At 40.5% G+C, this 26,436-nt stretch carries 23 protein-coding genes, 1 pseudogene and 2 riboswitches; of the genes and pseudogenes, 15 read left to right on the top strand and 9 right to left on the bottom strand.

The window, feature by feature from the left end:
• Positions 1-34: 34 nt before the first annotated feature.
• A pseudogene (locus tag GEZ84_RS01735) lies at positions 35-409 on the bottom strand (transposase); the annotation flags it as partial.
• A gap of 179 nt (positions 410-588) precedes the next feature.
• Here GEZ84_RS01735 and mutL point away from each other — a divergent pair.
• A complete protein-coding gene (mutL, locus tag GEZ84_RS01725; protein WP_153223101.1) occupies positions 589-2,538 on the top strand; it encodes a DNA mismatch repair endonuclease MutL in 1,950 nt (649 codons plus the stop codon).
• Between the two features lie 276 nt (positions 2,539-2,814).
• Here mutL and ribE (GEZ84_RS01720) read toward each other — a convergent pair whose 3' ends face one another.
• The 4 genes from ribE (GEZ84_RS01720) to ribD are packed head-to-tail and all read right to left on the bottom strand — an operon-like array spanning position 2,815 to position 6,228.
• Positions 2,815-3,282 (bottom strand): 6,7-dimethyl-8-ribityllumazine synthase, encoded by a 468-nt coding sequence (gene ribE / locus GEZ84_RS01720; protein ID WP_001099498.1) that lies wholly within the window; start codon positions 3,280-3,282, stop codon positions 2,815-2,817.
• Positions 3,283-4,488, bottom strand: coding sequence for a bifunctional 3,4-dihydroxy-2-butanone-4-phosphate synthase/GTP cyclohydrolase II (locus GEZ84_RS01715; RefSeq protein ID WP_153223099.1), 1,206 nt, complete (start codon positions 4,486-4,488; stop codon positions 3,283-3,285). It lies immediately after the preceding gene.
• Positions 4,489-4,507: 19 nt separating this feature from the next.
• Entirely contained in the window at positions 4,508-5,143 is a 636-nt protein-coding gene (ribE, locus tag GEZ84_RS01710; RefSeq protein ID WP_153223098.1) for a riboflavin synthase, read from the bottom strand.
• Complete coding sequence (gene ribD, locus GEZ84_RS01705; RefSeq protein ID WP_153223096.1) at positions 5,128-6,228, bottom strand: bifunctional diaminohydroxyphosphoribosylaminopyrimidine deaminase/5-amino-6-(5-phosphoribosylamino)uracil reductase RibD; 1,101 nt, start codon at positions 6,226-6,228, stop codon at positions 5,128-5,130. Before ribD ends, ribE (GEZ84_RS01710) begins: the two co-directional genes overlap by 16 nt.
• A gap of 133 nt (positions 6,229-6,361) precedes the next feature.
• Positions 6,362-6,476: riboswitch (FMN riboswitch) on the bottom strand.
• 156 nt (positions 6,477-6,632) lie between these two features.
• Between ribD and ruvA the strand changes: the two genes are divergently transcribed.
• Positions 6,633-7,226: a Holliday junction branch migration protein RuvA gene (gene ruvA, locus GEZ84_RS01700; protein ID WP_153223094.1), complete on the top strand. Its 594-nt coding sequence runs from the start codon at positions 6,633-6,635 to the stop codon at positions 7,224-7,226.
• Positions 7,227-7,235: 9 nt separating this feature from the next.
• Complete coding sequence (locus GEZ84_RS01695; RefSeq protein WP_153223092.1) at positions 7,236-7,799, top strand: DNA-3-methyladenine glycosylase I; 564 nt, start codon at positions 7,236-7,238, stop codon at positions 7,797-7,799.
• 84 nt (positions 7,800-7,883) lie between these two features.
• Here GEZ84_RS01695 and GEZ84_RS01690 read toward each other — a convergent pair whose 3' ends face one another.
• From GEZ84_RS01690 to GEZ84_RS01675, 4 genes are all read right to left on the bottom strand, one after another.
• Positions 7,884-8,147, bottom strand: coding sequence for a SemiSWEET family transporter (locus GEZ84_RS01690; protein WP_000166114.1), 264 nt, complete (start codon positions 8,145-8,147; stop codon positions 7,884-7,886).
• A gap of 105 nt (positions 8,148-8,252) precedes the next feature.
• Positions 8,253-9,287, bottom strand: coding sequence for a S66 family peptidase (locus GEZ84_RS01685; RefSeq protein ID WP_153223090.1), 1,035 nt, complete (start codon positions 9,285-9,287; stop codon positions 8,253-8,255).
• A gap of 141 nt (positions 9,288-9,428) precedes the next feature.
• Positions 9,429-10,106: a DUF1129 domain-containing protein gene (locus GEZ84_RS01680; RefSeq protein ID WP_153223088.1), complete on the bottom strand. Its 678-nt coding sequence runs from the start codon at positions 10,104-10,106 to the stop codon at positions 9,429-9,431.
• Between the two features lie 11 nt (positions 10,107-10,117).
• Positions 10,118-11,062 carry a magnesium transporter CorA family protein gene (locus GEZ84_RS01675; protein ID WP_023945117.1) on the bottom strand — a complete coding sequence of 315 codons (945 nt, stop codon included), beginning with the start codon at positions 11,060-11,062 and terminating at the stop codon, positions 10,118-10,120.
• Positions 11,063-11,193: 131 nt separating this feature from the next.
• Between GEZ84_RS01675 and uvrA the strand changes: the two genes are divergently transcribed.
• The 12 genes from uvrA to GEZ84_RS01610 all read left to right on the top strand — a co-directional run bounded on the left by uvrA (position 11,194) and on the right by GEZ84_RS01610 (position 26,382).
• Positions 11,194-14,025, top strand: a complete 2,832-nt coding sequence (uvrA, locus tag GEZ84_RS01670) for an excinuclease ABC subunit UvrA (protein WP_153223086.1) — start codon at positions 11,194-11,196, stop codon at positions 14,023-14,025.
• Entirely contained in the window at positions 14,018-15,079 is a 1,062-nt protein-coding gene (locus tag GEZ84_RS01665) for a M24 family metallopeptidase (RefSeq protein ID WP_050114637.1), read from the top strand. Before uvrA ends, GEZ84_RS01665 begins: the two co-directional genes overlap by 8 nt.
• Positions 15,080-15,136: 57 nt before the next feature.
• Positions 15,137-15,287: riboswitch (M-box (ykoK) riboswitch) on the top strand.
• A 373-nt stretch (positions 15,288-15,660) separates the two neighbouring features.
• Positions 15,661-18,321, top strand: a complete 2,661-nt coding sequence (gene mgtA / locus GEZ84_RS01660) for a magnesium-translocating P-type ATPase (protein WP_153223084.1) — start codon at positions 15,661-15,663, stop codon at positions 18,319-18,321.
• Between the two features lie 135 nt (positions 18,322-18,456).
• Positions 18,457-18,855 (top strand): transcriptional regulator Spx, encoded by a 399-nt coding sequence (gene spx / locus GEZ84_RS01655; RefSeq protein WP_000591165.1) that lies wholly within the window; start codon positions 18,457-18,459, stop codon positions 18,853-18,855.
• 65 nt (positions 18,856-18,920) lie between these two features.
• Entirely contained in the window at positions 18,921-19,490 is a 570-nt protein-coding gene (locus GEZ84_RS01650) for an SP0191 family lipoprotein (RefSeq protein ID WP_153223082.1), read from the top strand.
• Positions 19,491-19,576: 86 nt separating this feature from the next.
• Complete coding sequence (locus GEZ84_RS01645; RefSeq protein WP_000507059.1) at positions 19,577-19,843, top strand: IreB family regulatory phosphoprotein; 267 nt, start codon at positions 19,577-19,579, stop codon at positions 19,841-19,843.
• A gap of 3 nt (positions 19,844-19,846) precedes the next feature.
• Entirely contained in the window at positions 19,847-20,266 is a 420-nt protein-coding gene (ruvX, locus tag GEZ84_RS01640; protein WP_033609357.1) for a Holliday junction resolvase RuvX, read from the top strand.
• 15 nt (positions 20,267-20,281) lie between these two features.
• Positions 20,282-20,587 (top strand): DUF1292 domain-containing protein, encoded by a 306-nt coding sequence (locus GEZ84_RS01635; protein WP_000017620.1) that lies wholly within the window; start codon positions 20,282-20,284, stop codon positions 20,585-20,587.
• Between the two features lie 407 nt (positions 20,588-20,994).
• Positions 20,995-22,245 carry a bifunctional folylpolyglutamate synthase/dihydrofolate synthase gene (locus tag GEZ84_RS01630; protein ID WP_153223080.1) on the top strand — a complete coding sequence of 417 codons (1,251 nt, stop codon included), beginning with the start codon at positions 20,995-20,997 and terminating at the stop codon, positions 22,243-22,245.
• A 76-nt stretch (positions 22,246-22,321) separates the two neighbouring features.
• Entirely contained in the window at positions 22,322-22,786 is a 465-nt protein-coding gene (locus tag GEZ84_RS01625; protein WP_153223078.1) for an SP_0198 family lipoprotein, read from the top strand.
• 253 nt (positions 22,787-23,039) lie between these two features.
• Positions 23,040-24,572: a cardiolipin synthase gene (gene cls, locus GEZ84_RS01620; RefSeq protein ID WP_050114622.1), complete on the top strand. Its 1,533-nt coding sequence runs from the start codon at positions 23,040-23,042 to the stop codon at positions 24,570-24,572.
• A gap of 256 nt (positions 24,573-24,828) precedes the next feature.
• The gene (locus GEZ84_RS01610; protein ID WP_153223076.1) at positions 24,829-26,382 is read left to right on the top strand and encodes a damage-inducible protein CinA; all 1,554 of its coding nucleotides are present in this window, start codon (positions 24,829-24,831) and stop codon (positions 26,380-26,382) included.
• Positions 26,383-26,436: the final 54 nt, after the last annotated feature.

Genomic DNA, 26,436 nt, shown 5'->3' with positions numbered 1-26,436 from the left:
ATATATCTGTTAATTTTATCATATCAATAGTTATTTAGTTTTTAAAAAAACACTCTAATGATTCAAAGATATTGGGAACTTCCCTTAATAAATCCGTCACTTTCTTTTTCAAGATAGTCCAAGCTTGCTCAATAGGATTCAAATCCAGTGAATAAGGTGGTAGAGGTAAGAAAAAGTGTTTATCTTGAATGCAAAGTTCATCCAAAATGTTCTTGGGATGAAAGCTAGCATTGTCCATGATAATGACATGAGATGTCTTTAAAGCAGGCAGGAATTGCGTTTTGAACCATTCCACAAAGAAGTTACTCGTCATGCTCTCCTTGTAAATCATGGGAGCTATAAACTCTCCGTCTACTTGTCCTGCAACAATTGAAGTCCGCTCAAAGACTTTCTCCCCTCGCCTAGCTTTCTAGTTTGCTCTTTGATTTTTATTGAGTATACCACTATTTTATTCCCCCTGGCAAGGGACTTTGTCTATGTGGAGGGATTTGGCTCCTATGTGGTGCTTGCTTTTTCGGTCCTATCTGAAATATGGTATAATAGCACTAATCAATTTCTAGGAAAATAGATACGGAAAGGAGCTGAAAGATGTCTCATATTATTGAATTGCCAGAGGTGCTGGCAAACCAGATCGCGGCAGGAGAGGTTATCGAACGTCCTGCCAGTGTGGTCAAAGAGTTGGTAGAAAATGCTATTGACGCTGGCTCTAGCCAGATTATCATTGAGATTGAGGAAGCTGGTCTCAAGAAGATTCAAATCACAGATAATGGTCATGGAATTGCCCACGATGAGGTGGAATTAGCCCTGCGTCGTCATGCGACCAGTAAGATAAAAAATCAGGCAGATCTCTTTCGGATTCGGACGCTTGGTTTTCGTGGTGAAGCCCTTCCTTCTATCGCGTCTGTTAGTGTTTTGACTCTTTTGACGGCGATGGATGGTGCAAGTCATGGAACCAAGCTCGTCGCGCGTGGGGGAGAAGTAGAAGAAATTATCCCAGCGACTAGTCCTGTGGGAACCAAGGTTTGTGTGGAGGACCTCTTTTTCAACACGCCTGCCCGCCTCAAATATATGAAGAGCCAGCAAGCGGAGTTATCTCATATCATTGATATTGTTAATCGTCTAGGCTTGGCCCACCCTGAGATTTCCTTTAGCTTGATTAGTGATGGCAAGGAAATGACACGAACAGCGGGAACAGGTCAACTGCGCCAAGCTATCGCTGGGATTTACGGTTTAGCCAGTGCTAAGAAGATGATTGAAATTGAGAATTCTGACCTTGATTTCGAAATTTCTGGCTTTGTGTCCTTGCCTGAGTTAACTAGAGCCAACCGCAACTATATCAGCCTCTTCATCAATGGTCGTTATATCAAGAACTTTTTACTCAATCGTGCTATTCTTGATGGTTATGGCAGTAAGCTCATGGTAGGCCGTTTTCCACTGGCTGTCATTCACATTCATATCGACCCCTATCTAGCGGATGTCAATGTGCATCCAACCAAGCAAGAGGTGCGGATTTCCAAGGAAAGAGAACTGATGGCCCTGGTCTCAGAAGCTATTGCAAACAGTCTTAAGGAGCAAACCTTGATACCAGATGCCTTGGAAAATCTTGCCAAATCGACTGTGCGCAATCGTCAAAAGGTGGAGCAGACTATTCTCCCACTCAAAGAAAATACTCTCTACTATGAGCAAACAGAGCCGACAAGACCTAGCCAAGCTGAGGTGGCTGATTATCAGGTTGAATTAACTGAGGAAGGGCAGGACTTAACCCTGTTTGCCAAGGAAACCTTGGATCAGCTGACCAAGCCAGCAAAACTGCATTTTGCAGAGAGAAAGCCTGCTAACTACGACCAGCTAGATCATCCAGAGTTAGACCTTGCGAGTCTTGATAAGGCTTATGACAAGCTGGAGCGAGAAGAATCATCCAGCTTCCCAGAGTTGGAGTTTTTCGGACAAATGCACGGGACTTATCTCTTTGCACAGGGACGAGATGGGCTCTACATCATAGACCAACATGCGGCTCAGGAACGGGTCAAGTATGAGGAATATCGTGAAAGCATTGGCAATGTAGACCAAAGTCAACAGCAACTCCTAGTGCCCTATATCTTTGAATTTCCAGCGGATGATGCCCTTCGTCTTAAGGAAAAAATGACACATTTGGAGGAAGTGGGCGTCTTTCTAGCAGAGTACGGGGAAAATCAATTCATCCTACGTGAACATCCTATTTGGATGGCAGAAGAAGAGATTGAATCAGGCATCTATGAGATGTGCGACATGCTCCTTTTGACCAAGGAAGTTTCTATCAAGAAGTACCGAGCAGAGCTGGCTATCATGATGTCTTGCAAACGGTCTATCAAGGCCAACCATCGTATTGACGATCATTCGGCTAGACAGCTCCTCTATCAGCTCTCTCAATGTGATAATCCCTACAACTGTCCCCACGGACGTCCTGTTTTAGTGCATTTTACCAAGTCGGATATGGAAAAGATGTTCCGACGTATTCAGGAAAATCACACTAGTCTTCGTGAATTGGGGAAATATTAAAAGCACAAAAAGTCTGGGAAAAATTTTCAAAATCAGAAAAACGCATAAAATCAGGTGTTCACAAAAAACCTTGATTCTATGCGTTTTATTATAGAAATATTTACTTTTTCCGAATAATCGTCAAAAATCTCTTTAAACTACGTCAGTTTTATCAGTAATCTTAAAGCTGTGTTTTGAATACTTGCTGTTACCTTCCTAGTTTGCCCTATGACTTTCATAGAGTATTAAATTGCGATTTTGCTTAGTTTCCTTATTCGTTTAAAAGTAGAGTCTGTTCTATGCGTCCAATGTGCGAATTAGGTTGACCATTTCAATAGCTCCTTGTGCACACTCAGAACCCTTATTTCCTGCTTTAGTGCCAGCTCGCTCTATGGCTTGTTCAATTGTATCTGTCGTTAGCACACCAAACATAACTGGGATTTCGCTATTTAAACTGATTTGGGCGATTCCCTTAGATACCTCGCTACATACATAATCATAATGACTTGTACTACCTCTAATGACAGCTCCCAAGCAGATAATTGCATCATATTTTTTACTTTTTGCCATTTTTGATGCAATCAGTGGTATTTCAAAAGCTCCTGGAACCCAGGCTACCTCAATATCTTTCTCGTTTACATTTTCTCTTTTGAGATTATCTAGTGCTCCAGATAATAATTTTGAAGTTATAAATTCATTAAATCTCGCTACAACAATACCTATTTTAATATCGTTCGCTACTAAATTACCTTCATAAGTGTTCATTTATTTTTCCTCCATATTTAAAATGTGACCCATTCGATTTTTCTTTGTTTCTAAATAAAAACTGTCGTAAGGATTAGCTTCTATTTCGATTGGTATTCTACTGGAAATGGTAATTCCATATTTTTCTAACTGTTCAACCTTGTCAGGATTATTTGTCAGTAAATGAAGTGACTGTAGTCCCAGGTCTTTAAGCATTTGTGCTCCAATATGATATTCTCTTAAATCACCTTCAAAGCCTAATGCAAGATTGGCATCAAGCGTATCCATTCCTTGATCTTGTAAATGATAGGCTTTTAATTTATTGATAAGTCCAATTCCTCGTCCCTCCTGTCGCAAGTAAAGTAAGACACCTGAACCATTCTCAGCAATCATTTTCATAGCTTTATCGAATTGCTGTCCACAATCGCACCGTAAAGAGCCTAAAACATCTCCTGTTAAACATTCAGAGTGGACCCGACATAATACATTGCCTTCATCCTCTATATTTCCCATAATAAGAGCAAGATGATGCTCCCCATTTAGTTTATCTATGTAGCTAGTTGCTTTGAAATTACCGTATCTAGTAGGCATATTGACAGTTGAAACTCGTTCTACCAGCTGATCGTATACTTTTCTATATTCTTGTAATTCTTTGATAGTAATTAGTGGGATGTTGTGTTTCTTCGAGAACTGAATTAAATCATCTGTTCTCATCATTTTGCCATCATGATTCATTATTTCACAACATAGACCACACTCTTTTAGTCCTGCTAATTTTAATAAATCAACAGTTGCTTCTGTGTGTCCATTTCTTTCTAGAACACCACCGTTTTTCGCAATTAAAGGAAACATGTGTCCTGGTCTGCGAAAATCAGAGGGTCTTATATCTTCAGCTACACACATACGTGCGGTCAATCCTCTTTCCTCGGCAGAAATACCTGTAGTCGTTTCTTTATAATCAATTGAAACTGTAAAAGCAGTCTTATGATTATCTGTATTGTTTTCAACCATAGGTGAAAGCATTAATTGATTAGCTAAACGTTCGCTCATAGGCATACAAATTAATCCTTTGGCATAAGTAGCCATGAAATTAACATTTTCTGTTGTAGCTGCTTGTGCGGAACAAATTAAGTCTCCTTCGTTTTCTCTATCCTTGTCGTCTATAACAAGAACAAGTCGTCCCTTCTGCAATGCTTCTAATGCTTCTTGTATTTTTCGATATTCCATTGACTGATCATCCTTTCTGCTAAAATCCATTTTGATATAATAGTTCCTTCGATATTTCTGATTTTGGAGAGTTATCCATCAGTTTTTGCACATATTTACCTAAGATATCATTTTCAAGATTTACTGTACTCCCGACTTGTTTACTCTTAAGAATGGTTTGTTCCAAGGTATGAGGGATAACAGATACTGAAAAGTTTACTTTGGAGACTTTAGCGACAGTCAGACTAATGCCGTCAATTGTAATAGATCCTTTTTCAACTATTAAATCTAAAATTTCTTTTTGTGTGTTGATTTGATACCATACAGCATTATCATCTTTTTTTATTGATGAGATTGTTCCTGTACCATCAATGTGTCCTGTAACGACGTGACCTCCAAGTCGACCGTTGACAGATAGGGCTCTTTCTAGATTTACCTCACTTCCATGTTTTAATAGGGTAAGAGCTGTTCGACTCCATGTTTCATTCATTACATCAACTGTAAAGGATTGATGATTGAAATGAGTAACCGTAAGACAGATACCATTTACTGCTATACTATCGCCTAAATGGATATCCGTTAATATTTTTGATGCTTTAATTGATAGTTTACAATTACGAGAGTCTTTCTGTATTCTTTCAACTTTTCCGATTTCTTCAATTATTCCTGTGAACATGGATAAATCACTTCACTTTCTATGAGATAGTCATCTCCTATTTGAGAAAAAGCATAAGGTTTCAAGCTAATAGCGTCATTTGGCAAAGAAATACCTTCGCCTCCGACAGGAAACTTGGCACTGCCTCCAAAAATTTTTGGTGCAATATATATTTTCAGTTCATCAACAATTTGTTGTTCCAAAGCACTCCAATTCATTAGGCTGCCCCCTTCTAGAAGTAGGCTATCAATCTGTATGTTTCCTAGATGTTGCATTAAATCTGATAAGTCTATATGATCGCCTTTTTTCTTTATGGAAAGTATTTCACAGCCATGATTTTGATATAGCTTCATTTTATTTTTGTCTTCCGAGGAAGTGGCAATGTAAGTCTTAATATCATTTGCTGTTTTTACGATTTTAGAGGTAAGAGGAGTTCGTAAATGTGTATCGCATATGATACGGATAGGATTTTTCCCTTCCTCCAATCTACATGTCAGCAAAGGATCGTCTTGAATAACAGTATTGACTCCCACCATAATCGCACTAACATGGTGTCGCAATTGATGTACATGCTTTCTTGCCTCTTCTCCAGTAATCCATTTGGATTGATTTGTTTTAGTGGCTATTTTTCCATCCATTGTCATTGCATATTTCATAAAAACATAGGGTACATGCTGGGTAATATACTTTCTAAAACTTTTTATTAAGTTAAGACACTCATTTTCTAAAACTCCAACAGTAACTTGAAGATTATTTTCCTCAAGTATCTTTACTCCTTTTCCAGATACAATAGGATTACAGTCTAGGATTCCAATGACTACTCTTGTAATACCACTATCAATTATAGCGTCTATACAAGGTGGTGTTTTCCCGAAGTGACAACAGGGTTCAAGTGTTACATAAAGCGTTGCTCCGACAGGGGATTCTCTACAGTTTTTAAGAGCATTTCTCTCAGCATGTGGGCCACCAAAAAACTCATGATATCCTTGTCCGATAATGTGATTATCTTTTACAATAACTGCGCCGACCATAGGATTGGGATTGACGTAACCAGCCCCTTTTTGTGCCAGTTTTATTGCTAATTTCATATATTCTGAGTCGCTCATCTCACTACCTCCAAAAAAATATACCTTGAATAGGGGACTATTCAAGGCATACAAAAGAAAACTTATGCGATTAACAAAAATGCTCTAAAATGACAAGTAATCATTTCAGAGCACACAAAAAGCACAAATATACTTTTATCTTCTTTCATCCAGACTATACTGTCGGCTTTGGAATTTCACCAAATCATGCCTTTCGGCTCGTGGGCTATACCACCGGTAGGGAATTGCACCCTGCCCTGAAGATAGTTATTCAATTACAGATGATTATAGTACTTAATTTTGAATATGTCAACAGATAAACATAAATTATTTTTGATATACTGTATTTGTGATAATCAATTCTCGCTCCTCGGATAAAGAAAATATGATATACTAGATAAACGAAATAAGAGAAAAGGAAAACTATGTACGAATATTTAAAAGGAATCATTACCAAAATCACTGCCAAATACATTGTTCTTGAAGTCAACGGTATCGGTTATATCTTGCATGTGGCCAATCCCTATACTTATTCAGGTCAGGTGAATCAAGAAGCTCAGATCTATGTGCATCAAGTCATCCGTGAGGATGCTCATCTGCTTTATGGATTTCGCTCAGAAGATGAGAAAAAGCTCTTTCTCAGTCTGATTTCGGTGTCTGGAATTGGGCCTGTATCAGCTCTTGCTATTATTGCTGCCGATGACAATGCTGGCTTGGTCCAAGCTATCGAAACCAAGAACATCACCTACTTGACCAAGTTCCCTAAAATTGGCAAGAAAACAGCCCAGCAGATGGTGCTGGACTTGGAAGGTAAGGTGGTAGTTGCAGGAGATGACCTTCCTGCCAAGGTGGCAGTGCAAGCTAGCACTGAAAACCAAGAATTGGAAGAAGCTATGGAAGCCATGTTGGCACTGGGTTACAAGGTAACTGAGCTCAAGAAAATCAAGAAATTCTTTGAAGGAACGACAGATACAGCTGAGAACTATATCAAGTCGGCCCTTAAAATGTTGGTCAAATAGGAGCAGAGCATGACAAAACGTTGTTCGTGGGTCAAGATGACCAATCCGCTCTATATCGCCTATCATGATGAGGAGTGGGGCCAGCCCCTCCATGATGACCAAGCATTGTTTGAGTTGTTGTGTATGGAAACCTATCAGGCAGGCCTGTCTTGGGAAACGGTGCTCAACAAACGCCAGGCTTTCCGAGAAGCCTTTCATGGCTATCAAATTCAAGCGATCGCAGAAATGACAGATGCCGAATTGGAAGCCCTGTTAGATAATTCAGCCATCATCCGAAATAGAGCCAAGATTTTTGCTACACGCGCTAACGCCCAAGCCTTTCTACAACTACAGGCAGAGTACGGCTCTTTTGATGCCTATCTTTGGTCTTTTGTTGAGGGGAAAACCATCGTTAACGATGTTCCCGATTACCGCCAAGCCCCAGCTAAAACACCCTTGTCTGAGAAATTAGCCAAAGATTTTAAAAAACGAGGCTTCAAGTTCACAGGCCCAGTCGCTGTCTTGTCTTTTCTACAGGCTGCAGGGCTGGTTGATGACCATGAGAATGATTGTGAGTGGAAAAGTGGCAATTAGTGAGTATAGGTAACTAGAATATCTGAGAATATAGAAAAAAGCTGAGAAATTTTTCCCAGCTTTTTATACATACTATTAGATTTGTTAAAGTGAAGTCAAAAAAGTGATTCCACCTAAAATAACACCAGCTGAATTTGGAATGATTAGTATCCAATCTTTCTTAGGCTCTTTTGTCCATCCATAAATAACCCAGATTAAGCAAGATATAGCAGCTGATAAAGGTTGAAATGGTTGAGCTTTATTTCCTTGTAAATTAGCGATAATTTGAGGTATGTAGGCAATAAATACTATAATTCCAATAAAGGCACCAATAGAACCTACGATTCGATTAATTTTTTGTTTTGTCATATACACCTCCTTTAAAAGGATATCATAGAAATTAGCGAAATGCAATAAATTCAGATACAAATTGTAACGAAAACCAATACAAAAGCACAAAAATAGAGAAACTATTTATTTTTTGTTATAGTCAAAGCGAATGACTTGCTCCTGTGCATCTACATGAGCATGGACCCCAAAAGGTACAATTGCTCTTGGAGTTGCGTGGCCAACATTTAGATTATAGATAATCGGGATATTGCTGTCAATGATATCCAATAGCGCCTCTTTATAGTCGTCATAGAAAGTTTCATCCATAGGTTTTCCGACCAGGAGTCCACTGATGACCTCGAATATCCCAGTGTTTTTTAAAGTCCGCAACATCTTTTTGAAGTCTTCTGGTTCAGGCTTTTCTTCGCTTGTCTCTAGCAAGAGGATCTTTCCTTCCCAGTCTGACAAGTCAGGGAAAAGTTTGTATTTTTGGCAGAACTCTGTGCTATCTGTATATCGAGAGTTGTCAAAGATATCGTAGAGGGATTCGAGGCAACCACCGAGGATTTTTCCCTCGAACCGGGTATTTCCTTGTAACAAGTCAAAACCAGTATTTGCATGACTGACACGAGGTGTCCCCAGAGCTTTGGGACTGAAGTCAGTCCTTTCCTCATACCAAACATTGCTAGGGCGAATTTCTGAGATTCTTCCCGTCTCAATCAATTCTTTGAAGTAGTGAAGGCTATAGGGCAACATCTCCTTGTCTAATTCACAAATGTCAGCTAAAAAGGATTGGCCATAAAAAGTCTTGATTCCTAGTTTATGCAACATGAGATGGTTCATGGTTGTATCCGAGAAACCAAGAAATATTTTTTGGTTGATAACCTTTTGTAGTTGGTCATTTTCAAAAAGATAAGGTAGTAAGCGATAGGTATCGTCTCCACCGATGGCGCATAGGATTATGTCGATGCTATCATCAGAAAAGGCATGAATCAAATCCTCTGCACGAGCTTCAGGATGGTCCTTGATAAAGTCTAATCCTTTTTGCGAATAGGGCAAAAAGATAGGATTGAGTCCCAAGTTCTTGAGACGTTGGACACCCAAGTCCACTTCGTGTTTGATAAAGTCCTCTCCGATAATGCCACTAGATAAACTAACAATACCAATAGTAGAAATCATATTTTATCCTCCTAGAAATAGATTGAGCCTATTTTATCACAAAAGATTAGATAGAGCTATGTGGGATGTCAGAAGAATACTTTAAAATCAAAAAAGTAAGTGAAAAAGCAACCGCACCTGCAGTTGCTTTTATGATTCTTCTTAATAACGTGTTGGTCCTGCACTTGCGCTACGGATGTTCAAGCGTTTCTTGAGATAAAAGCGAAGGGCTAGGAGGGCTGCTCCGATAATAGCCAGTGGCAATGGAGCAAGTACGGGGTTAAGGCTAGCTGGTAGGAAGCTTGTTGCAAAGAAGACAAGCAACCAAAGGAACATAGAAGCTAGGATAACTAGTACAGATTTCCAGAAAGGTGGGCGTTGACTGCGATCCATGTCTGGTCCATAATATTGGTAAACAAAGTAGTACATCAAGTAGAAGGCGAATCCACCAACCAGTCCAACTAATAGGAGAGTGACAAATCCATAGCCGAAAGCTTGATCTGCTGAGAAGAAGGTTGTGAGGGCGCTGACGAGGGCAAAGAGGCTAGTGATGAAAAGACCTGAGTCCATAATCATGAGTTTTGGATCGTCATTTTCCTTTGGATGCTCTTTTTCATATTGTTCCTTTACAGTGAAACTATGAGCCCAGTGGGTCGGTGCGCCATAGAGGGAACGAGCAGTCGTACCCTTGGCTTGTTCTTCAAGAATTTGAGGAATGACTTCCTCAAAAATAGTCTTGATTTCAGCGTCTGATTTCCCATCTTTGATGAATTGTTGGGTAGCGATGTGGACAAATTCTTGGTTTTTCTTAGTTAATTTTTGTAGATCAATCTGAGACATAGGAACTCCTCTTAGAACCATTTTTTATGGATGAGATAGAGAGTGAGCGAGACACTCATAGCAAAGGCGATAAAGACGATTAGCCAGAAGGCATTTGGCTCGCCGTTTAGGGGGATTTCATTATCCTTAAAGTTCATCCCATAGGCAGAAAAGACCATGGTTGGGATGGACATGACGATGGTCACAAGGGCCAAGGTTTTCATGATGTTGTTCTGGTTGTTAGAAATGATAGAGGCGAAGGTCTCTGTCATAGAATGCAAGACGTTTCCATAAATGTCTGCCATCTCGATGGCCTGTTGGGTTTCAATCAGGGTGTCTTCAAGCAGGTCTTCGTCCTCAAGGTATTTCTTGATATTGCTGGTTGAGCTGGTCAATTTCTTAATCACACGCTCATTTGTTTTGAGGGAGGCCTTGAAATAGACGATGGTTTTTTCCAATTCCATGAGTTCAATCAATTCTTCATTACGAGTTGATTGATGCAGTTGACTTTCAATCTGTTCACTCTTGCGATCAATCGAACGAAGGGCTGTTAGGTAAAGCTCTGCATTGCGATAGAGAATCTGGAAGATAAAACGCGAACGCATGAAGGTGTAGAAATTACGCAAGCGACGGTTGATAAAGACATCAAGGACTGGTAATGGTTCCAAACACGTAGTGATAATGGTTTCCTCGGTGATGATAATACCAAGTGGGATGGTTACGTAGTAGGTGCGGTTATTTCTTTCCTCTGTGACTGGCACGTCAACGATAATTAGGGTGTACTCGTCTTCAATCGTAATACGAGACATTTCTTCCGCATCGAGCGGTGCTCGAAGGTCGGCAATATCAATATCAAAGGCATTAGCGATTTCGAGTGATTCATGTTGAGTCGGATTGACGAGATTGATCCAAGTACCCGGTTCAAGCGTATCGATCTCTTTAAATTCAGTTGTTGTAGAGAGAAAAACTTGTTTCATATCCCTTATCCTTTCTCATTTTTCAGATTTTTTCACACCGTACTATTATACTACAAATTCAGCCTTTTGGGTAATAGAATCTCACTTTTTTTGGTATAATGGTAAGCAATAATGGACTAGAAAGAACAAAGATGCAAGATAAAATTGTCATTCATGGGGCGCGTGCCCATAATTTAAAAAATATTGATGTGGAGATTCCACGAGACAAGTTGGTTGTCGTGACCGGCTTGTCAGGTTCAGGGAAATCCAGTCTGGCCTTTGATACCCTCTATGCGGAGGGACAACGTCGCTATGTGGAGAGTTTGTCAGCCTACGCTCGTCAATTTTTGGGGAACATGGAGAAACCTGATGTAGATGCCATTGATGGTCTGAGCCCAGCTATTTCCATCGACCAGAAAACGACTAGCAAAAACCCTCGCTCGACGGTGGGAACAACGACTGAAATCAATGACTATCTGCGTCTCCTCTACGCACGTGTGGGGACACCTTACTGTATCAACGGGCATGGAGCTATCAAGGCCTCTTCTGTGGAGCAAATTGTGGATAAGGTTTTGGAATTGCCAGAACGCCAGCGTCTGCAAATCTTAGCTCCTGTCATCCGCAAGAAAAAAGGGCAACATAAGACTGTTATTGAGAAGGTTCAGAAAGACGGTTATGTTCGTGTCCGTGTGGATGGGGAAGTCTATGATGTGACTGAAGTGCCAGACTTGTCTAAGAGCAAGCAACACAATATTGATGTCGTAGTTGACCGTATTGTTATCAAGGAGGGCATTCGTAGCCGTCTCTTTGATTCCATTGAGGCAGCCCTTCGCATCGCAGAAGGCTATGTCATTATCGATACTATGGACGACTCTGAGTTGTTGTTCTCTGAGCATTATGCCTGTCCAGTTTGTGGTTTTACTGTCCCTGAGTTAGAGCCTCGTCTCTTCTCTTTCAATGCTCCTTTTGGCTCTTGTAGTGAGTGTGATGGATTGGGCATCAAGCTGGAGGTGGATACTGATTTGGTAGTTCCAGATGCCAGCAAAACCTTACGTGAGGGGGCGCTAGCACCTTGGAATCCTATCTCATCCAACTACTATCCAAACATGCTAGAGCAGGCCATGACAGCCTTTGGAGTGGATATGGATAAGCCTTTTGAGGACTTGTCAGAAGAAGATAAAAACTTGATTCTATACGGGTCAGATGGCAAGGAATTCCATTTCCACTATGAGAATGAATTTGGTGGCGTGCGCGATATCGATATTCCTTTTGAGGGAGTTGTCAATAATATCAAACGTCGCTACCATGAAACTAATAGTGACTACACTCGCACCCAGATGCGCCTCTACATGAATGAGCTGAGCTGCGGAACCTGTCACGGCTATCGCCTAAATGATCAGGCCTTGTCTGTCCGTGTGGGTGGCGAGCAAGGGCCACATATCGGAGAAATTTCAGACCTGTCTATTGCAGATCACTTGGAATTGGTGAGTCAGCTAACCTTATCTGAAAATGAAGCCATCATTGCTCGTCCTATTCTCAAGGAAATCAAGGATCGTTTGACCTTCCTTAATAACGTGGGTCTTAACTATCTGACCCTGTCTCGTTCGGCAGGAACCCTTTCAGGTGGGGAAAGCCAGCGTATTCGCTTGGCAACACAAATTGGTTCCAACCTATCAGGCGTCCTCTATATCCTAGATGAGCCATCGATTGGGCTCCACCAGAGGGACAATGATCGTTTGATCGCCAGTCTCAAAAAGATGCGCGACTTGGGTAATACTCTCATAGTAGTGGAACACGATGAAGATACCATGCGCGAGGCGGATTATCTGATTGACGTTGGTCCTGGTGCCGGTGTTTTTGGTGGGGAGATTGTTGCGGCAGGAACCCCTAAACAGGTAGCTCGAAACAGCAAGTCTATCACAGGCCAGTACTTGTCAGGCAAACGTGCCATTCCAGTGCCAGAAGAGCGCCGTGTGGGAAATGGTCGTTTTATTGAAGTGACAGGAGCGTGTGAAAACAACTTGCAAAATGTCACGGCTCGCTTTCCTCTAGGAAAATTCATCGCAGTGACAGGGGTGTCAGGTTCAGGGAAATCGACCTTGATCAACAGCATTCTCAAAAAAGCCATTGCTCAAAAACTCAACCGTAATTCAGATAAACCTGGTAAGTTTAAAACCATTACAGGGATTGAGCATGTAGACCGCTTGATTGATATTGACCAGAGCCCTATCGGACGAACGCCGAGGTCTAACCCAGCTACCTATACAGGAGTTTTTGACGATATACGTGACCTATTTGCCCAGACAAATGAAGCCAAGATTAGAGGCTACAAGAAGGGGCGTTTCAGTTTCAACGTCAAGGGTGGTCGCTGTGAAGCCTGCTCAGGTGACGGGATTATCAAGATTGAGATGCACTTCTTGCCAGATGTTTATGTGGCTTGTGAAGTTTGCCACGGGACTCGCTACAACAGTGAAACCCTAGAAGTTCACTACAAGGAAAAAAATATCTCGCAGGTCTTGGATATGACCGTCAACGATGCGGTAGAATTCTTCCAACACATTCCAAAGATTCAACGCAAACTTCAGACCATCAAGGATGTGGGATTGGGATATGTAACGCTAGGGCAACCAGCTACCACCCTTTCTGGGGGAGAAGCCCAGCGTATGAAACTGGCTAGTGAACTCCACAAACGCTCGACAGGAAAATCTTTCTACATTTTAGATGAGCCGACGACAGGACTTCATACGGAGGACATCGCTCGCTTGCTTAAGGTTTTGGCTCGCTTTGTCGACGATGGCAATACAGTCCTCGTCATTGAGCACAATCTAGATGTTATCAAGACGGCAGACCATATCATTGACTTGGGACCTGAGGGCGGTGTCGGTGGTGGAACCATTATCGCAACAGGAACTCCAGAAGAAGTAGCGGCCAACGAAGCTAGCTACACAGGACATTATTTGAAAGGAAAGTTACATCATGAATAAACGTGTACAAGCATTTCTAGCTAAAATGCAAGAAAAAGAACTAGATGGAATTATCATCAACAATCTTAAAAACGTCTATTATTTGACTGGTTTTTGGGGTTCAAATGGAACAGTCTTCATCAGTCATGACCGTCAGGTCTTGGTAACGGATTCTCGCTATATTATCGCAGCCAAACAAGAAACCAGTGGTTTTGAGATTGTAGCAGATCGTGATGAATTGGCTGTCATTGCAGGTATTGTTAAGGACATGGGCTTGTCTCGAATTGGTTTTGAGGACGAGATTTCGATTTCTTATTACCACCGTATGCAGGCAGCCTTTGCAGGAATTGACTTGTTTCCACAGACACAGTTTGTTGAAGGCCTTCGAATGATTAAGGATGAGGCGGAGATTGCAGCGATTCGCAAGGCTTGTTCTATCTCTGACCAAGCTTTTCGCGATGCGCTTGACTTTATCAAACCTGGAAAAACTGAAATTGAAATTGCCAACTTCCTTGACTTCCGCATGCGTGAGTTGGGAGCATCTGGCTTGTCTTTTGACACTATCCTAGCTAGCGGTATCAACTCTTCCAAACCTCATGCTCATCCTATGCACAAACCAGTGGAGCTGGGAGAAGCCATTACTATGGACTTCGGTTGCCTCTATGACCACTATGTCAGCGATATGACACGGACTATCTATCTGGGGCATGTCAGTGACGAGCAGGCGGAGATTTACAATACGGTTCTCAAAGCCAATCAAGCTTTGATTGACCAGGCTAAGGCAGGATTAGGTTTCCGTGACTTTGACAAAATTCCTCGTGATATTATCATCGAGGCAGGCTATGGCGACTACTTTACCCACGGTATCGGACACGGTATTGGACTGGATATTCATGAGGAACCATACTTTAGTCAAACTTCTACAGAAACCATCAAGGCAGGTATGGCTTTGACTGATGAACCAGGCATCTATATCGAAGGAAAATATGGCGTTCGGATTGAGGATGATATCTTGATTACAGAGACAGGTTGTGAATTATTGACCCTAGCTCCAAAAGAGCTGATAGTCATTTAAGAGTCAAACAACTCAAATGATTGACTTTTAAAATTTAAAGGTTTATACTGAAAGACGAAAACGGTAGGTGAGGCTACCATAGGGATACGGATGACTACCGCAAAGCAGTGGAGACACTACTCGTTGGTCAACAGTCCTGGTCGCGAAGGCCAAGACTAAGCTCATTACATTGCCCTATGGAGTTAAAGCTTGAACGAAAAACAGATAATTAGTTTTTTAATCCTGCCATTTTTTGATGGTAGGATTTTCTACTGTTTAAAAACAAAGAAAGGAGAAGAGTATGCAAATTGATGATCATCCAGAGCCGCAGTATATGAGTCAGTTACTGTTTTGTATACTCGCCTTTGAGATTTATACTCTTCTAAAATCAAATTCAAACTACGTCAACGTCGCCTTGCCGCATATATAGGTAACTGACTTTGTCAGTTTTATCCACAATCTCAAAACGGTGTTTTGAGCAACCTGCGGCTAGTTTCCTAGTTTGCTCTTTGATTTTCATTGAGTATTAGACAGTGAGTGACTCCTTGTTTAGAGTGAGAAAGTGAGTAAAAATCGCTATTTTTGCTAAGGAAGGAGAATACATGAAAACTACAAAAGAAAGATTAGCAACAGCTATTAAAGTCTCTTTAGATGAGAGTTTTACTTTTTATCACACCAGTTTAAACGGATTGACAGAGGAACAAGTCGAAAAAAATCGTAGTCTCTATGGCGAAAATATGATTACCAAAGGCCAAGAAGATTCGATTTTGAAAAAGATTTACGAATCCATTATCAACCCTTTCACAATTATCTTGCTTGTCATTGCTACTATATCTTTAGTGACCAATGTCTGGTTGGCAAAACCAGGTCAAGAGGATCCGACGACTTCTATTATCATCGTTGTCCTAGTCCTCATTTCTGGTGGCATACGCTTTGTCCAAGAACTCCGTAGTGATAAGGCAGCCACCAATCTTTCAAAAATGATTGTCAACACAGCGACTGTCATTCGTCAAGGTGAAATTCAAGAAGTACCTATTGATGATTTGGTAGTAGGTGACGTGGTTAAATTAAGCGCTGGTGACATGATTCCAGCAGATCTTCTTTTATTTGAGTCGCGCGACTTCTTTGTACAACAGTCTGGTTTGACAGGAGAAAGTGATGCAGTTGAAAAATTGGCCTTGACCAAGGCAACAGACCAACAATCTGATAGCCTTCTCGAAGCTGAATCCTTGGCCTTTATGGGAACCAATGTTTTGTCTGGTAGTGCTAAGGCCGTGGTTTTGGCGGTTGGTGATGCTACCATGATGGGAGCTATTGAGCAGACTCTAAACACCTATGATGAGCCCACTTCGTTTGAACGGGAGATGAATAGTATTTCTTGGCTCTTGATTCGCTTGATGTTAGTTATGGTTCCCATTGTTTTCTTGTCCAATGGTTTAACAGATGGTGATTGGTTAGAAGCAGGTGTATTTGCACTGAGTGTTGGTGTTGGATTGACACCTGAGATGCTTCCTATGATTATTACCGCTAGCCTAGCAAAGGGTTCTATTATCATGGCCAAGGAAAAAGTAGTTATCAAGAAACTCAATGCCATACAGGACTTAGGGGCGATTGATATCTTGTGTACAGATAAAACAGGAACTCTAACCCAAGATGAAATTGTCCTTGAATATCCCTTGGACATCCACGGACGCTTGGATTTGACCGTCTTGAGACGAGCTTATCTCAATTCCTATTTTCAAACGGGCTTGAAAAATTTGATGGACAGAGCCATCATCAAACGGACTGAAAAGGAAGCAAAAGAACACGCCCTCTTGCAAAATCTGGATAAAACCTTTCAAAAAATAGATGAGCTTCCCTTTGATTTTGAACGTAGACGGATGAGTGTTATCGTTAAGGATGAACACGAAACGGTTAGTTTGGTAACTAAGGGAGCCCTTGAAGAAATGTTGACGATTTCCAGTCATGTGGAATACCATGGAATGATTACTCCCTTGACAGATGCTATTAGAGAAGAAATTTTAGCAGAAGTCAGACAACTAAATCAACAAGGTTTGCGTGTCTTGGGAGTGGCCTATAAGTCAGGTTTGAGGGAAGGTCATGCCTATACAGTTGATGATGAAGGGGATATGATTTTAACTGGTTATTTAGCCTTCCTAGATCCTCCTAAACCATCTGCAGCACCAGCAATTAAGGCTCTGTTAGAACATGGGGTTCAAACAAAGATTTTGACGGGAGACAACGAAAAAGTTACCCAAGCAGTCTGTGAAAAGGTTGGTTTGGATATCAATCAGATGCTGTTAGGATCTGAAATTGATCAGATGAGTGATCAAGAATTGGCTCAAGCCGTAGAGGAAGTAACAGTCTTTGCCAAACTTTCTCCTGACCAAAAAGCAAGAATTATTTTGCAATTTAAGGCCAATGGTCATGCTGTAGGCTATATGGGAGATGGAATCAATGATGCTCCTTCTATGAAAGTTGCAGATGTGGGGATTTCTGTTGATACAGCAGTAGATATTGCCAAAGAAACAGCTGATGTTATCCTACTTGATAAGGATCTCATGGTGCTTGAAAAAGGACTTGTTGAAGGTCGTAAGGTCTATGCCAATATGACCAAATATATCAAAATGACAGTGAGTTCTAATTTTGGGAATATCTTATCCCTTTTGGTTTCTGGGATCTTTTTACCTTTTCTACCGATGGCACCAGTCCATTTGATTATTCTAAATCTAGTCTATGATTTGTCTTGTATTGCCTTGCCTTTTGACAAGGTGGACAAAGATTTTTTGAGAAATCCGCATACCTGGGAAGCTAAGTCTATCACACGTTTCATGATTTGGATGGGGCCTATCTCTTCTGTCTTTGATATTTTGACCTTCAGTTTGCTCTATTTTATCATTGTACCTATGACAACAGGTCAAACTTATGTTCATGGGGCAGAGTCTGCAGTAGGCTTTATTGTTTTGTTCCAAACGGGTTGGTTTATCGAGTCCATGTGGTCGCAGACCATGGTTATCCATATGTTGCGTTCAACTAAAATTCCTTTTTTACAAAGTCGTCCAGCTTGGCTAGTACTTGTGACAACCTTATTGGCTGCAGCTTTTGTGACCTTCCTTCCCTACAGTCCACTAGCTAGCCTTCTTCGTCTAACTCCTTTGAAACCGATCTATTTCATCTTTTTGATTTTCATCATCATTTTGTACATGATTAGCGTGACAATTGTGAAAAAAATCTATATCAAGAAATATAAAGAATGGCTGTAAATTTCATTTTGTCAAGAAAAAAGTACGAAAATGACGAAAAAAGTCAAAAAAATTTAAAAATAGGTCGCAAGTCGGATGTTTTTTATGGTATAATAGACTAAACTGATAGTAACATGTAGCGAAAGGGGTAGGTACATGATTAAAATTTATACAGTCTCAAGTTGTACTAGTTGTAAAAAAGCAAAAACCTGGCTCAATGCCCACCAGTTAAGTTATAAAGAACAAAACCTTGGTAAAGAAGGAATTACGAGAGAAGAATTACTGGATATTCTAACCAAAACAGATAACGGAATAGCCAGCATCGTTTCATCTAAAAACCGCTATGCCAAAGCCCTTGGAGTGGATATTGAAGATTTGAGTGTCAACGAAGTCCTCAATCTGATTATGGAAACGCCGAGAATTTTAAAGAGCCCAATCCTTGTAGATGAAAAACGCCTGCAAGTTGGCTATAAGGAAGACGATATTCGTGCCTTCCTACCACGCTCTGTCCGTAATGTAGAAAATGCAGAAGCACGTTTGCGTGCAGCTCTATAAACATCAAGGCTGGGGGCAACTCCCAGTCTTATTCTATTTTAATTTCAAAAAGAAAGAAGAAAGAAATGAAAAAAATAGTTCTTGTTAGTCTAGCTTTCCTTTTCGTCCTGGTTGGTTGCGGACAGAAAAAAGAAACTGGGACAGCTACAAAAACAGAAAAGGATACGCTTCAGTCGGCATTGCCAGTTATTGAGAATGCTGAGAAGAATACAGTTGTAACCAAGACTTTAGTCTTGCCCAAGTCAGATGATGGTAGCCAGCAAACTCAAACTATTACTTATAAAGACAAGACTTTTTTGAGCCTAACCATCCAACAAAAACGTCCAGTTTCTGATGAGTTGAAGACTTATATCGACCAACACGGAGTGGAAGAAACCCAAAAAGCTCTTCTCGAGGCGGAGGAGAAGGATGAATCCATTATAGAAGCTCGTAAATTGGCAGGCTTTAAGCTTGAAACAAAACTATTGAGCGCAACGGAACTTCAAACAACGACTAGTTATGATTTTCAAGTTTTAGACGTCAAGAAGGCTTCTCAGTTAGAATATCTGAAGAACATTGGCTTAGAAAATCTCTTGAAGAATGAACCAAGCAAATATATTTCAGACAGATTGGCAAATGGTGCGACAGAACAGTAGAAAATCCAAATAAATAAACTGCCTGATTTGTAGAACGTAAGGAATTATGCTATAATGGTACTATTCTAAGGAAAGAGGGTGTTAGAATGGGATTTACTGAAGAAACAGTACGTTTTAAATTGGACGATTCCAATAAAAAAGAAATTAGCGAAACTTTGACTGATGTCTATGCTTCGTTGAACGATAAGGGCTACAACCCAATTAACCAAATCGTTGGTTACGTATTGAGTGGAGACCCTGCCTACGTTCCTCGTTATAATAATGCACGAAATCAAATCCGTAAATATGAGCGTGATGAAATCGTTGAGGAATTGGTCCGCTACTACCTTAAAGGACAAGGAGTCGATCTGTAATCTATGAGAATTATGGGATTGGACGTCGGTTCAAAAACGGTAGGGGTGGCTATTAGCGATCCGCTCGGTTTTACAGCTCAAGGGCTTGAAATCATCCAAATCAATGAGGAGCAAGGCCAATTTGGTTTTGACCGCGTTAAGGAGTTGGTTGATGCTTACAAGGTGGAACGATTTGTAGTGGGCTTACCTAAAAACATGAACAATACAAGCGGGCCGCGCGTGGAAGCTAGTCAAGCCTACGGAGCAAAGTTGGAAGAGCTTTTTGGTTTACCAGTAGACTATCAAGATGAACGCTTGACAACAGTTGCTGCTGAGCGCATGTTGATTGAACAAGCGGATATCAGCCGTAACAAGCGCAAGAAAGTCATTGATAAGTTAGCAGCTCAGCTGATTTTACAAAATTATTTAGATAGAAAATTTTAATATAAAGGAGAGGCTATGTCACACGATCATAACCACGACCACGAAGAACGTGAACTAATCACACTAGTAGATGAACAAGGAAACGAAACCTTGTTTGAAATCCTTTTGACCATTGACGGAAAAGAAGAATTTGGTAAAAACTATGTTCTTCTAGTACCAGTTAACGCAGAAGAAGATGAAGACGGACAAGTTGAAATCCAAGCTTACTCATTCATCGAAAACGAAGATGGAACAGAAGGCGAATTGCAACCAATCCCAGAAGACTCAGAAGACGAATGGAACATGATTGAAGAAGTCTTCAACAGCTTTATGGAGGAGTAAAAATGTTCAGTGAACATTTTTACCCTTACGCTAAAAATAAAGATCGTAAGTAAGTCTGGGAGACTGTATCAGCCCAACTCCCTGAAATTGGGAAGAGTTGGAAAGTCCAGTGGACGTGTTTAGCCCAGCGCTAGAAATTAGAAACGCAGGTAGTCTGGGAGACTGTATCAGCCCAACTCCCAGAAATCGGGAAGAGTTGGAACATCCAGGGGATATTTTTACTCCAGCTCTTTGAAATAAGAGAGAACTGGTAAGTTCAGGGGATGTTTTTAGCCCAAGTTAATATTCATAGTTGCTAGTGATTAGCTAACCAGGTGAGAGGTCGGGACGAAAATCCTGACCTCATTTTTTTGTTATCTACGGAATTTTGCTAGGTAATTGATTAGGCATTTATCAAGGAGATGTGTATGTTTGAAGTAGAAGAATGGCTCCATAGTCGGATTGGTTTGAATTTTCGATCAGGCTTGGACCGAATGCAAGAAGCGGTGGATTTGTTAGGAAATCCCGAGAAGTCTTACCCTATTATCCACGTAACAGGAACTAATGGGAAAGGCTCTACCATTGCTTTTATGAGGGAGTTATTTATGGGGCATGGCAAAAAAGTTGCGACCTTTACCTCTCCTCATATCGTCTCCATCAATGACCGAATCTGCATTAATGGACAACCTATAGCAGACGCAGACTTTATCCGTTTAGCTGAGCAGGTCAAGGAAATGGAGAAAACACTTCTGCAAACCCATGATCAGTTGTCTTTTTTTGAATTGCTGACCTTGATTGCTTTTCTCTATTTTAGGGAGCAAGCGGTGGATTTGGTTTTACTAGAAGTGGGAATTGGTGGCTTACTTGACACGACCAATGTGGTAACTGGAGAGCTTGCTGTCATCACCTCCATCGGACTTGACCATCAGGAGACTCTGGGCGATAGTCTAGAAGCAATTGCAGAGCAGAAAGCTGGTATTTTCAAGGCTGGTAAAAAGGCAGTAATTGCGAAAATACCTTCAGCAGCTAGGCTTGTTTGTCAGGAAAAAGCTGAATCTTTAGCTGTTGCCCTTTATCAGGCAGGTCAGGATTTTTCAATGCTGAATGGTGATTTTTCAAGTTCTTTACTAAATCTTTCACAGCTGAAAATAGGTTTAGAAGGAGCTTATCAGCAGGAGAATGCGGCCTTGGCGTTGCAAACTTTTCTTCTCTTTATGAGAGAAGGAAAGGAATCTATTGATGAGCAGGCTGTAAGACAGGCTTTGGAGAAGACCTATTGGGCTGGGCGTTTGGAGCGTATTCGCCCACAGATTTACTTGGATGGTGCTCATAACCTCCCTGCCTTGACTCGCTTGGTTGAGTTTATCAAAGAAAAAGAGCAGGAAGGCTATCGTCCTCAAATCCTCTTTGGAGCCTTGAAACGTAAGGATTATCAAGGGATGTTGGGGTATCTGAATGAGAATTTGCCACAGGTGGAACTCAAGGTGACTGGATTTGACTATCAAGGGGCTCTTGAGGAGACGGATGTAATAGGTTACGATGTGATTCCTTCTTACCGAGAATTTATTAGCAGTTTTGAAGCAAGGGCAGACGCGCAGGACTTGTTGTTCATTACAGGGTCTCTCTATTTTATCTCAGAAGTACGGGGCTACCTGCTGGACCGTGAGCAGATAAATTGACCGCCTTTTTTGAACTTGTTATACTAGGAGAACTACCAGTTAGAAGGAAAAATTGGTAGAAGAAAGGAAATTCATCATGAAATTAAAAAGATTCACACTTTCTCTTGCTTCTCTAGCAAGTCTTAGTCTCTTAGTAGCTTGTTCACAGAGAGCTCAACAAGTTCAACAACCAGTAGCTCAATCGCAAACTCAACAAACTCAGCAATCACAACCTGCTGCCTCATCTTCAACAGAAAATACAAACCAGGTAGCAACAAGTTCTTCACAAAATGCGCCTGAGGCTCAACCAACCAATATTGATGGAACTTATACCGGTCAGGACGAAGGAGACCGTATCACTTTAGTAGTAACTGGAACAACTGGTACATGGACACAGGTAGAAACTGACGGAGATCAAGAAATCAAGCAGGTTAGCTTCGATGCCGCCAATCAACGCATGATTATTGGGGATGATGCTAAGATTTATACAATTAATGGAAATCAGATGATTATTGACGATATGGATAGAGAAGCGTCTGATCGCATTGTTTTATCAAAATAGACTAGAAGGAGACTGGATTCGTCGGTCTCTTTTACTTTTACTTAGAAAATGATGATAAATACTTGCCTTCTACTGAATACCTGCGCTATACTAGTATTAATACTCTTCGAAAATCTCTTCAAACCACGTCAGCTTCCATCTTTAACCTCAAAACAGTGTTTTGAGCAACCTGCGGCTAGCTTCCTAGTTTGCTTTTTGATTTTCATTGAATATAGTTACCTGTTTTTAGCATTCAAAATATCAAGGAGGGGATATGAAATATAGAAAATTTCAATTATTGATGTCCAAGTATGGCTTTAGTCTTTCGATTATGCTTCTTGAACTTTCTCTTGTTTTTGGTCTCTTTCTTTATTTAGGGCGGATGGCTCCTATTCTATGGATAATTGCCTTAATTTTTATGAGTATGGCAACTATTGTCGCCATTGTCAATCGTTCCATGGCCCCTGAAAGCAAAGTAATGTGGCTAGTGGTGACTTTTGTTCCTATTATTGGTCCTTTGCTCTATCTAATGTTTGGTGAAAGGCGATTGTCCAAAAAAGAAATCAAGCAGTTGGACAAACTTGGTTCCATGCATTTTCGGGAGGATAACAGTAAAGCTCTCCGCCAGAAATTGAAGGAAGAGGATAAGGCGGCTTACGGAGTTATCAAATCTTTGTTGAGTATGGATAACAATGCCGATGTATATGATCGAACGGCCTCACAATTCTTTCCTTCAGGTGAAAGCATGTGGCAATATATGTTGGAAGACCTCAAGAAAGCTGAAAAGTTTATCTTTTTAGAGTATTATATTGTTGAAGAAGGTCTGATGTGGAATAGTATACTAGATATACTAGAGCAAAAGGCAGCTCAGGGTGTCGAGGTCAAGATGCTCTATGATGATATCGGCTGTATGGCGACTTTACCTGGCGACTACACTATTCAGCTTCGTAGTCGAGGCATTGAAGCCCATAAGTTTAACAAGGTGATTCCTCGTTTGACGGTGGCTTATAATAATCGAGACCATCGTAAAATCCTTGTCATAGATGGTCAGATAGCCTATACAGGAGGGATTAACTTAGCCGATGAGTACATCAATCATGTAGAACGTTTTGGCTACTGGAAGGACAGTGGGATTCGCTTAGATGGCCCTGGTGTCAAGGCTCTCACCCGTCTCTTTTTGATGACCTGGTACATCAATCGTGGGGAAATCAGCGATTTTGACCAGTATCACTTGGAAAATCAGCCTTGTTCTGGCCAAGGGCTCTGCATTCCTTACGGTAGTGGACCCAAGCCCATCTTCCGTACTCAGGTAGGGAAAAAAGTTTATCAAAGTTTGATTAATCAAGCCACTGATTCAGTCTATATCACAACCCCCTATCTGATTATTGACTATGATTTAACAGAGAGTATAAAAAATGCGGCTATGAGGGGTGTTGATGTCCGCATCGTGACCCCTTTTATTCCAGATAAAAAATTAATCCAACTCATCACGAGAGGGGCTTATTCGGATTTGTTATCGGCAGGAGTAAGAATTTTTGAGTATAGTCCAGGCTTCATCCACAGTAAACAAATCTTAGTGGATAAGGACTTTGCTGCAGTTGGAACCATTAACTTAGATTACAGAAGTTTACTTCACCACTATGAAAATGCAATTTTGCTATATAAAACGAAATCAATCACGGAGATTCAAAAAGATTTTGAGGAGATTTTTTCAGTATCGCAAGAAATTTTTGCTCATACGATAAAAAATAGCTGGTATCAAAAATTGATTAAGGAAATTGCCCAGTTATTTGCCCCTATCTTATAAGAAATCTAGGACTGAGGACACAAACCAGTCCTATTTTTTTCTTGTCTTTTACGAATAAGAAGATATAGGGGGAAGGATGCTGACTCAGAAAGAATTGAACTATATCACGACATTTAAACAGACACATTTACACCGATTTCGAGAAATTGAAACCTTTGTGAAACTATGTAAAAAATCACTCAAACAGCCATCGCAAGCTGACAATTCTAGGTCTTTTTGATATACTAAGACAGATAAATTGAATAGGAGAAACGACATGGCTGTATATGGCAGAATAGAAGAAGTATCTGAAATGATACAGAGTAATGAAATTGAAAATAGACTGGATAGGAACCTTGAATCTCATGTAGAAAAAGAAGAGCAGGTAGCTTTCCCGTTTTTCAGACTCATCATTGGAAGTACGATTGCGACAATTTTTTCTGTGGTGCTTCCTTTACTTTTAGATATGGTAAGTCCTTCTCAGGCGCAGGATTTGTATATAGGGTGGGCTTTGCATCAGGGAGGACAGCTCTACAGTAGTTATTACGCTGGTCAAGGTCTTATTTATTATTTACTACTTTACATTACCCAAGGAGGCATTCTTTTTGCCTTAGTAGAATGGTTAGCTTTCTTAGGAGGGGGCTATTTCCTTTTTTCTGCAACTGACTATTTGACGGGACAAAGGGATCAAGCTAAGCAACTTCTAACGATATTTTATATTCTGGTGTCTGGTCTTGGTTTTGGAGGAGGCTATGCTACGATTTTAGCTCTTCCATTCTTATTTGCAGGCTTTTCTTTAGTAGCACGCTATCTGTCAAATCCTAACCATGACAAGGGATTTCTACGTCTGGGGATTTTCTTGGCCCTAGCATTTTTTATAGAGTCCCTTACAAGTCTTCTCTTTACTGTTGTAGTAACGATTGGTTTATTTGTTTTTAATGTTGGACATGGACGCTTTATACATGGAATTTATCAATTTTTTGCGACAGCACTTGGTTTTTCTCTCCTATTTTATCCTTTAGGCTACTATGTCATCATTTCAGGAGGTTTTGGAGAGGCTCAGGAGAGTCTTTTATATCCAATTACTTCCCTTCAGATATTTACCAACTCCCAACTAATGGATCATCTTTTATTCTATGGTTTATTGACCTTTGGTTTAGGTGCTCTCGTCCTTATTTTTCTAGGCTTGTTCCAATCTAAAGCATCTAGATTATATGTCATCTCAGTGCCAGCTAGCTTTGTTTTCTTATTTGGACTGGTCTTGCTGATTTTTTCTCAAGAACCTCTTCACGGTTCACGTTTGATTCTAATCCTTCCATTTTTACTCCTTCTTTTGATGACCAGTATTCGTGGGGAACACTCGGGAAGGATGGCACGTCGTCGGAGAAGAGAGGAAGTTCCAACTTTATGGAAAAAATTTATGAGGGGAAATCTCTACTTACCTATTCTAGTAGTGGTTTATCTAATTACAGTTCCTTTTGTAGCTCGTTTTGTCTTGCATCCAGCTTCTTATAGTGAACAACATCAAGTAGTAGATAGAATCAAACAAGAGACGAGTGAGGGAGACCGAATCTATATCTGGGATTCCCATGTTCAAATCTATAAAGAAAGCCAGCGTTTGGCTGGATCCATGTTCTCATCACCTCTTCTCTACACAAATACAGAAGAAAATAAAACTAGTTTGATTAATGATTTAAAAGAAAATCAACCCAAGATGATTCTTGTGAATGACAAGGTGCCAGTCTGGTCTGAAGTAGAAACAATTTTGAAAGAAAATTACCAACAACTAAAGACTGATTACTCAGAGTTTAAAGTCTATAAAATTAAATAACAAAATCAATATCTTGTGTATTTTTAAAAATTTTAGGATTTTTAACACAAGATA

It is taken from the genome of Streptococcus mitis (genome assembly GCF_009496155.1).
Lineage (GTDB): Bacteria > Bacillota > Bacilli > Lactobacillales > Streptococcaceae > Streptococcus > Streptococcus mitis_BQ.
Note: the sequence above shows the minus strand (reverse complement) of the source record. Positions and strands in the feature narration are given on the sequence as shown.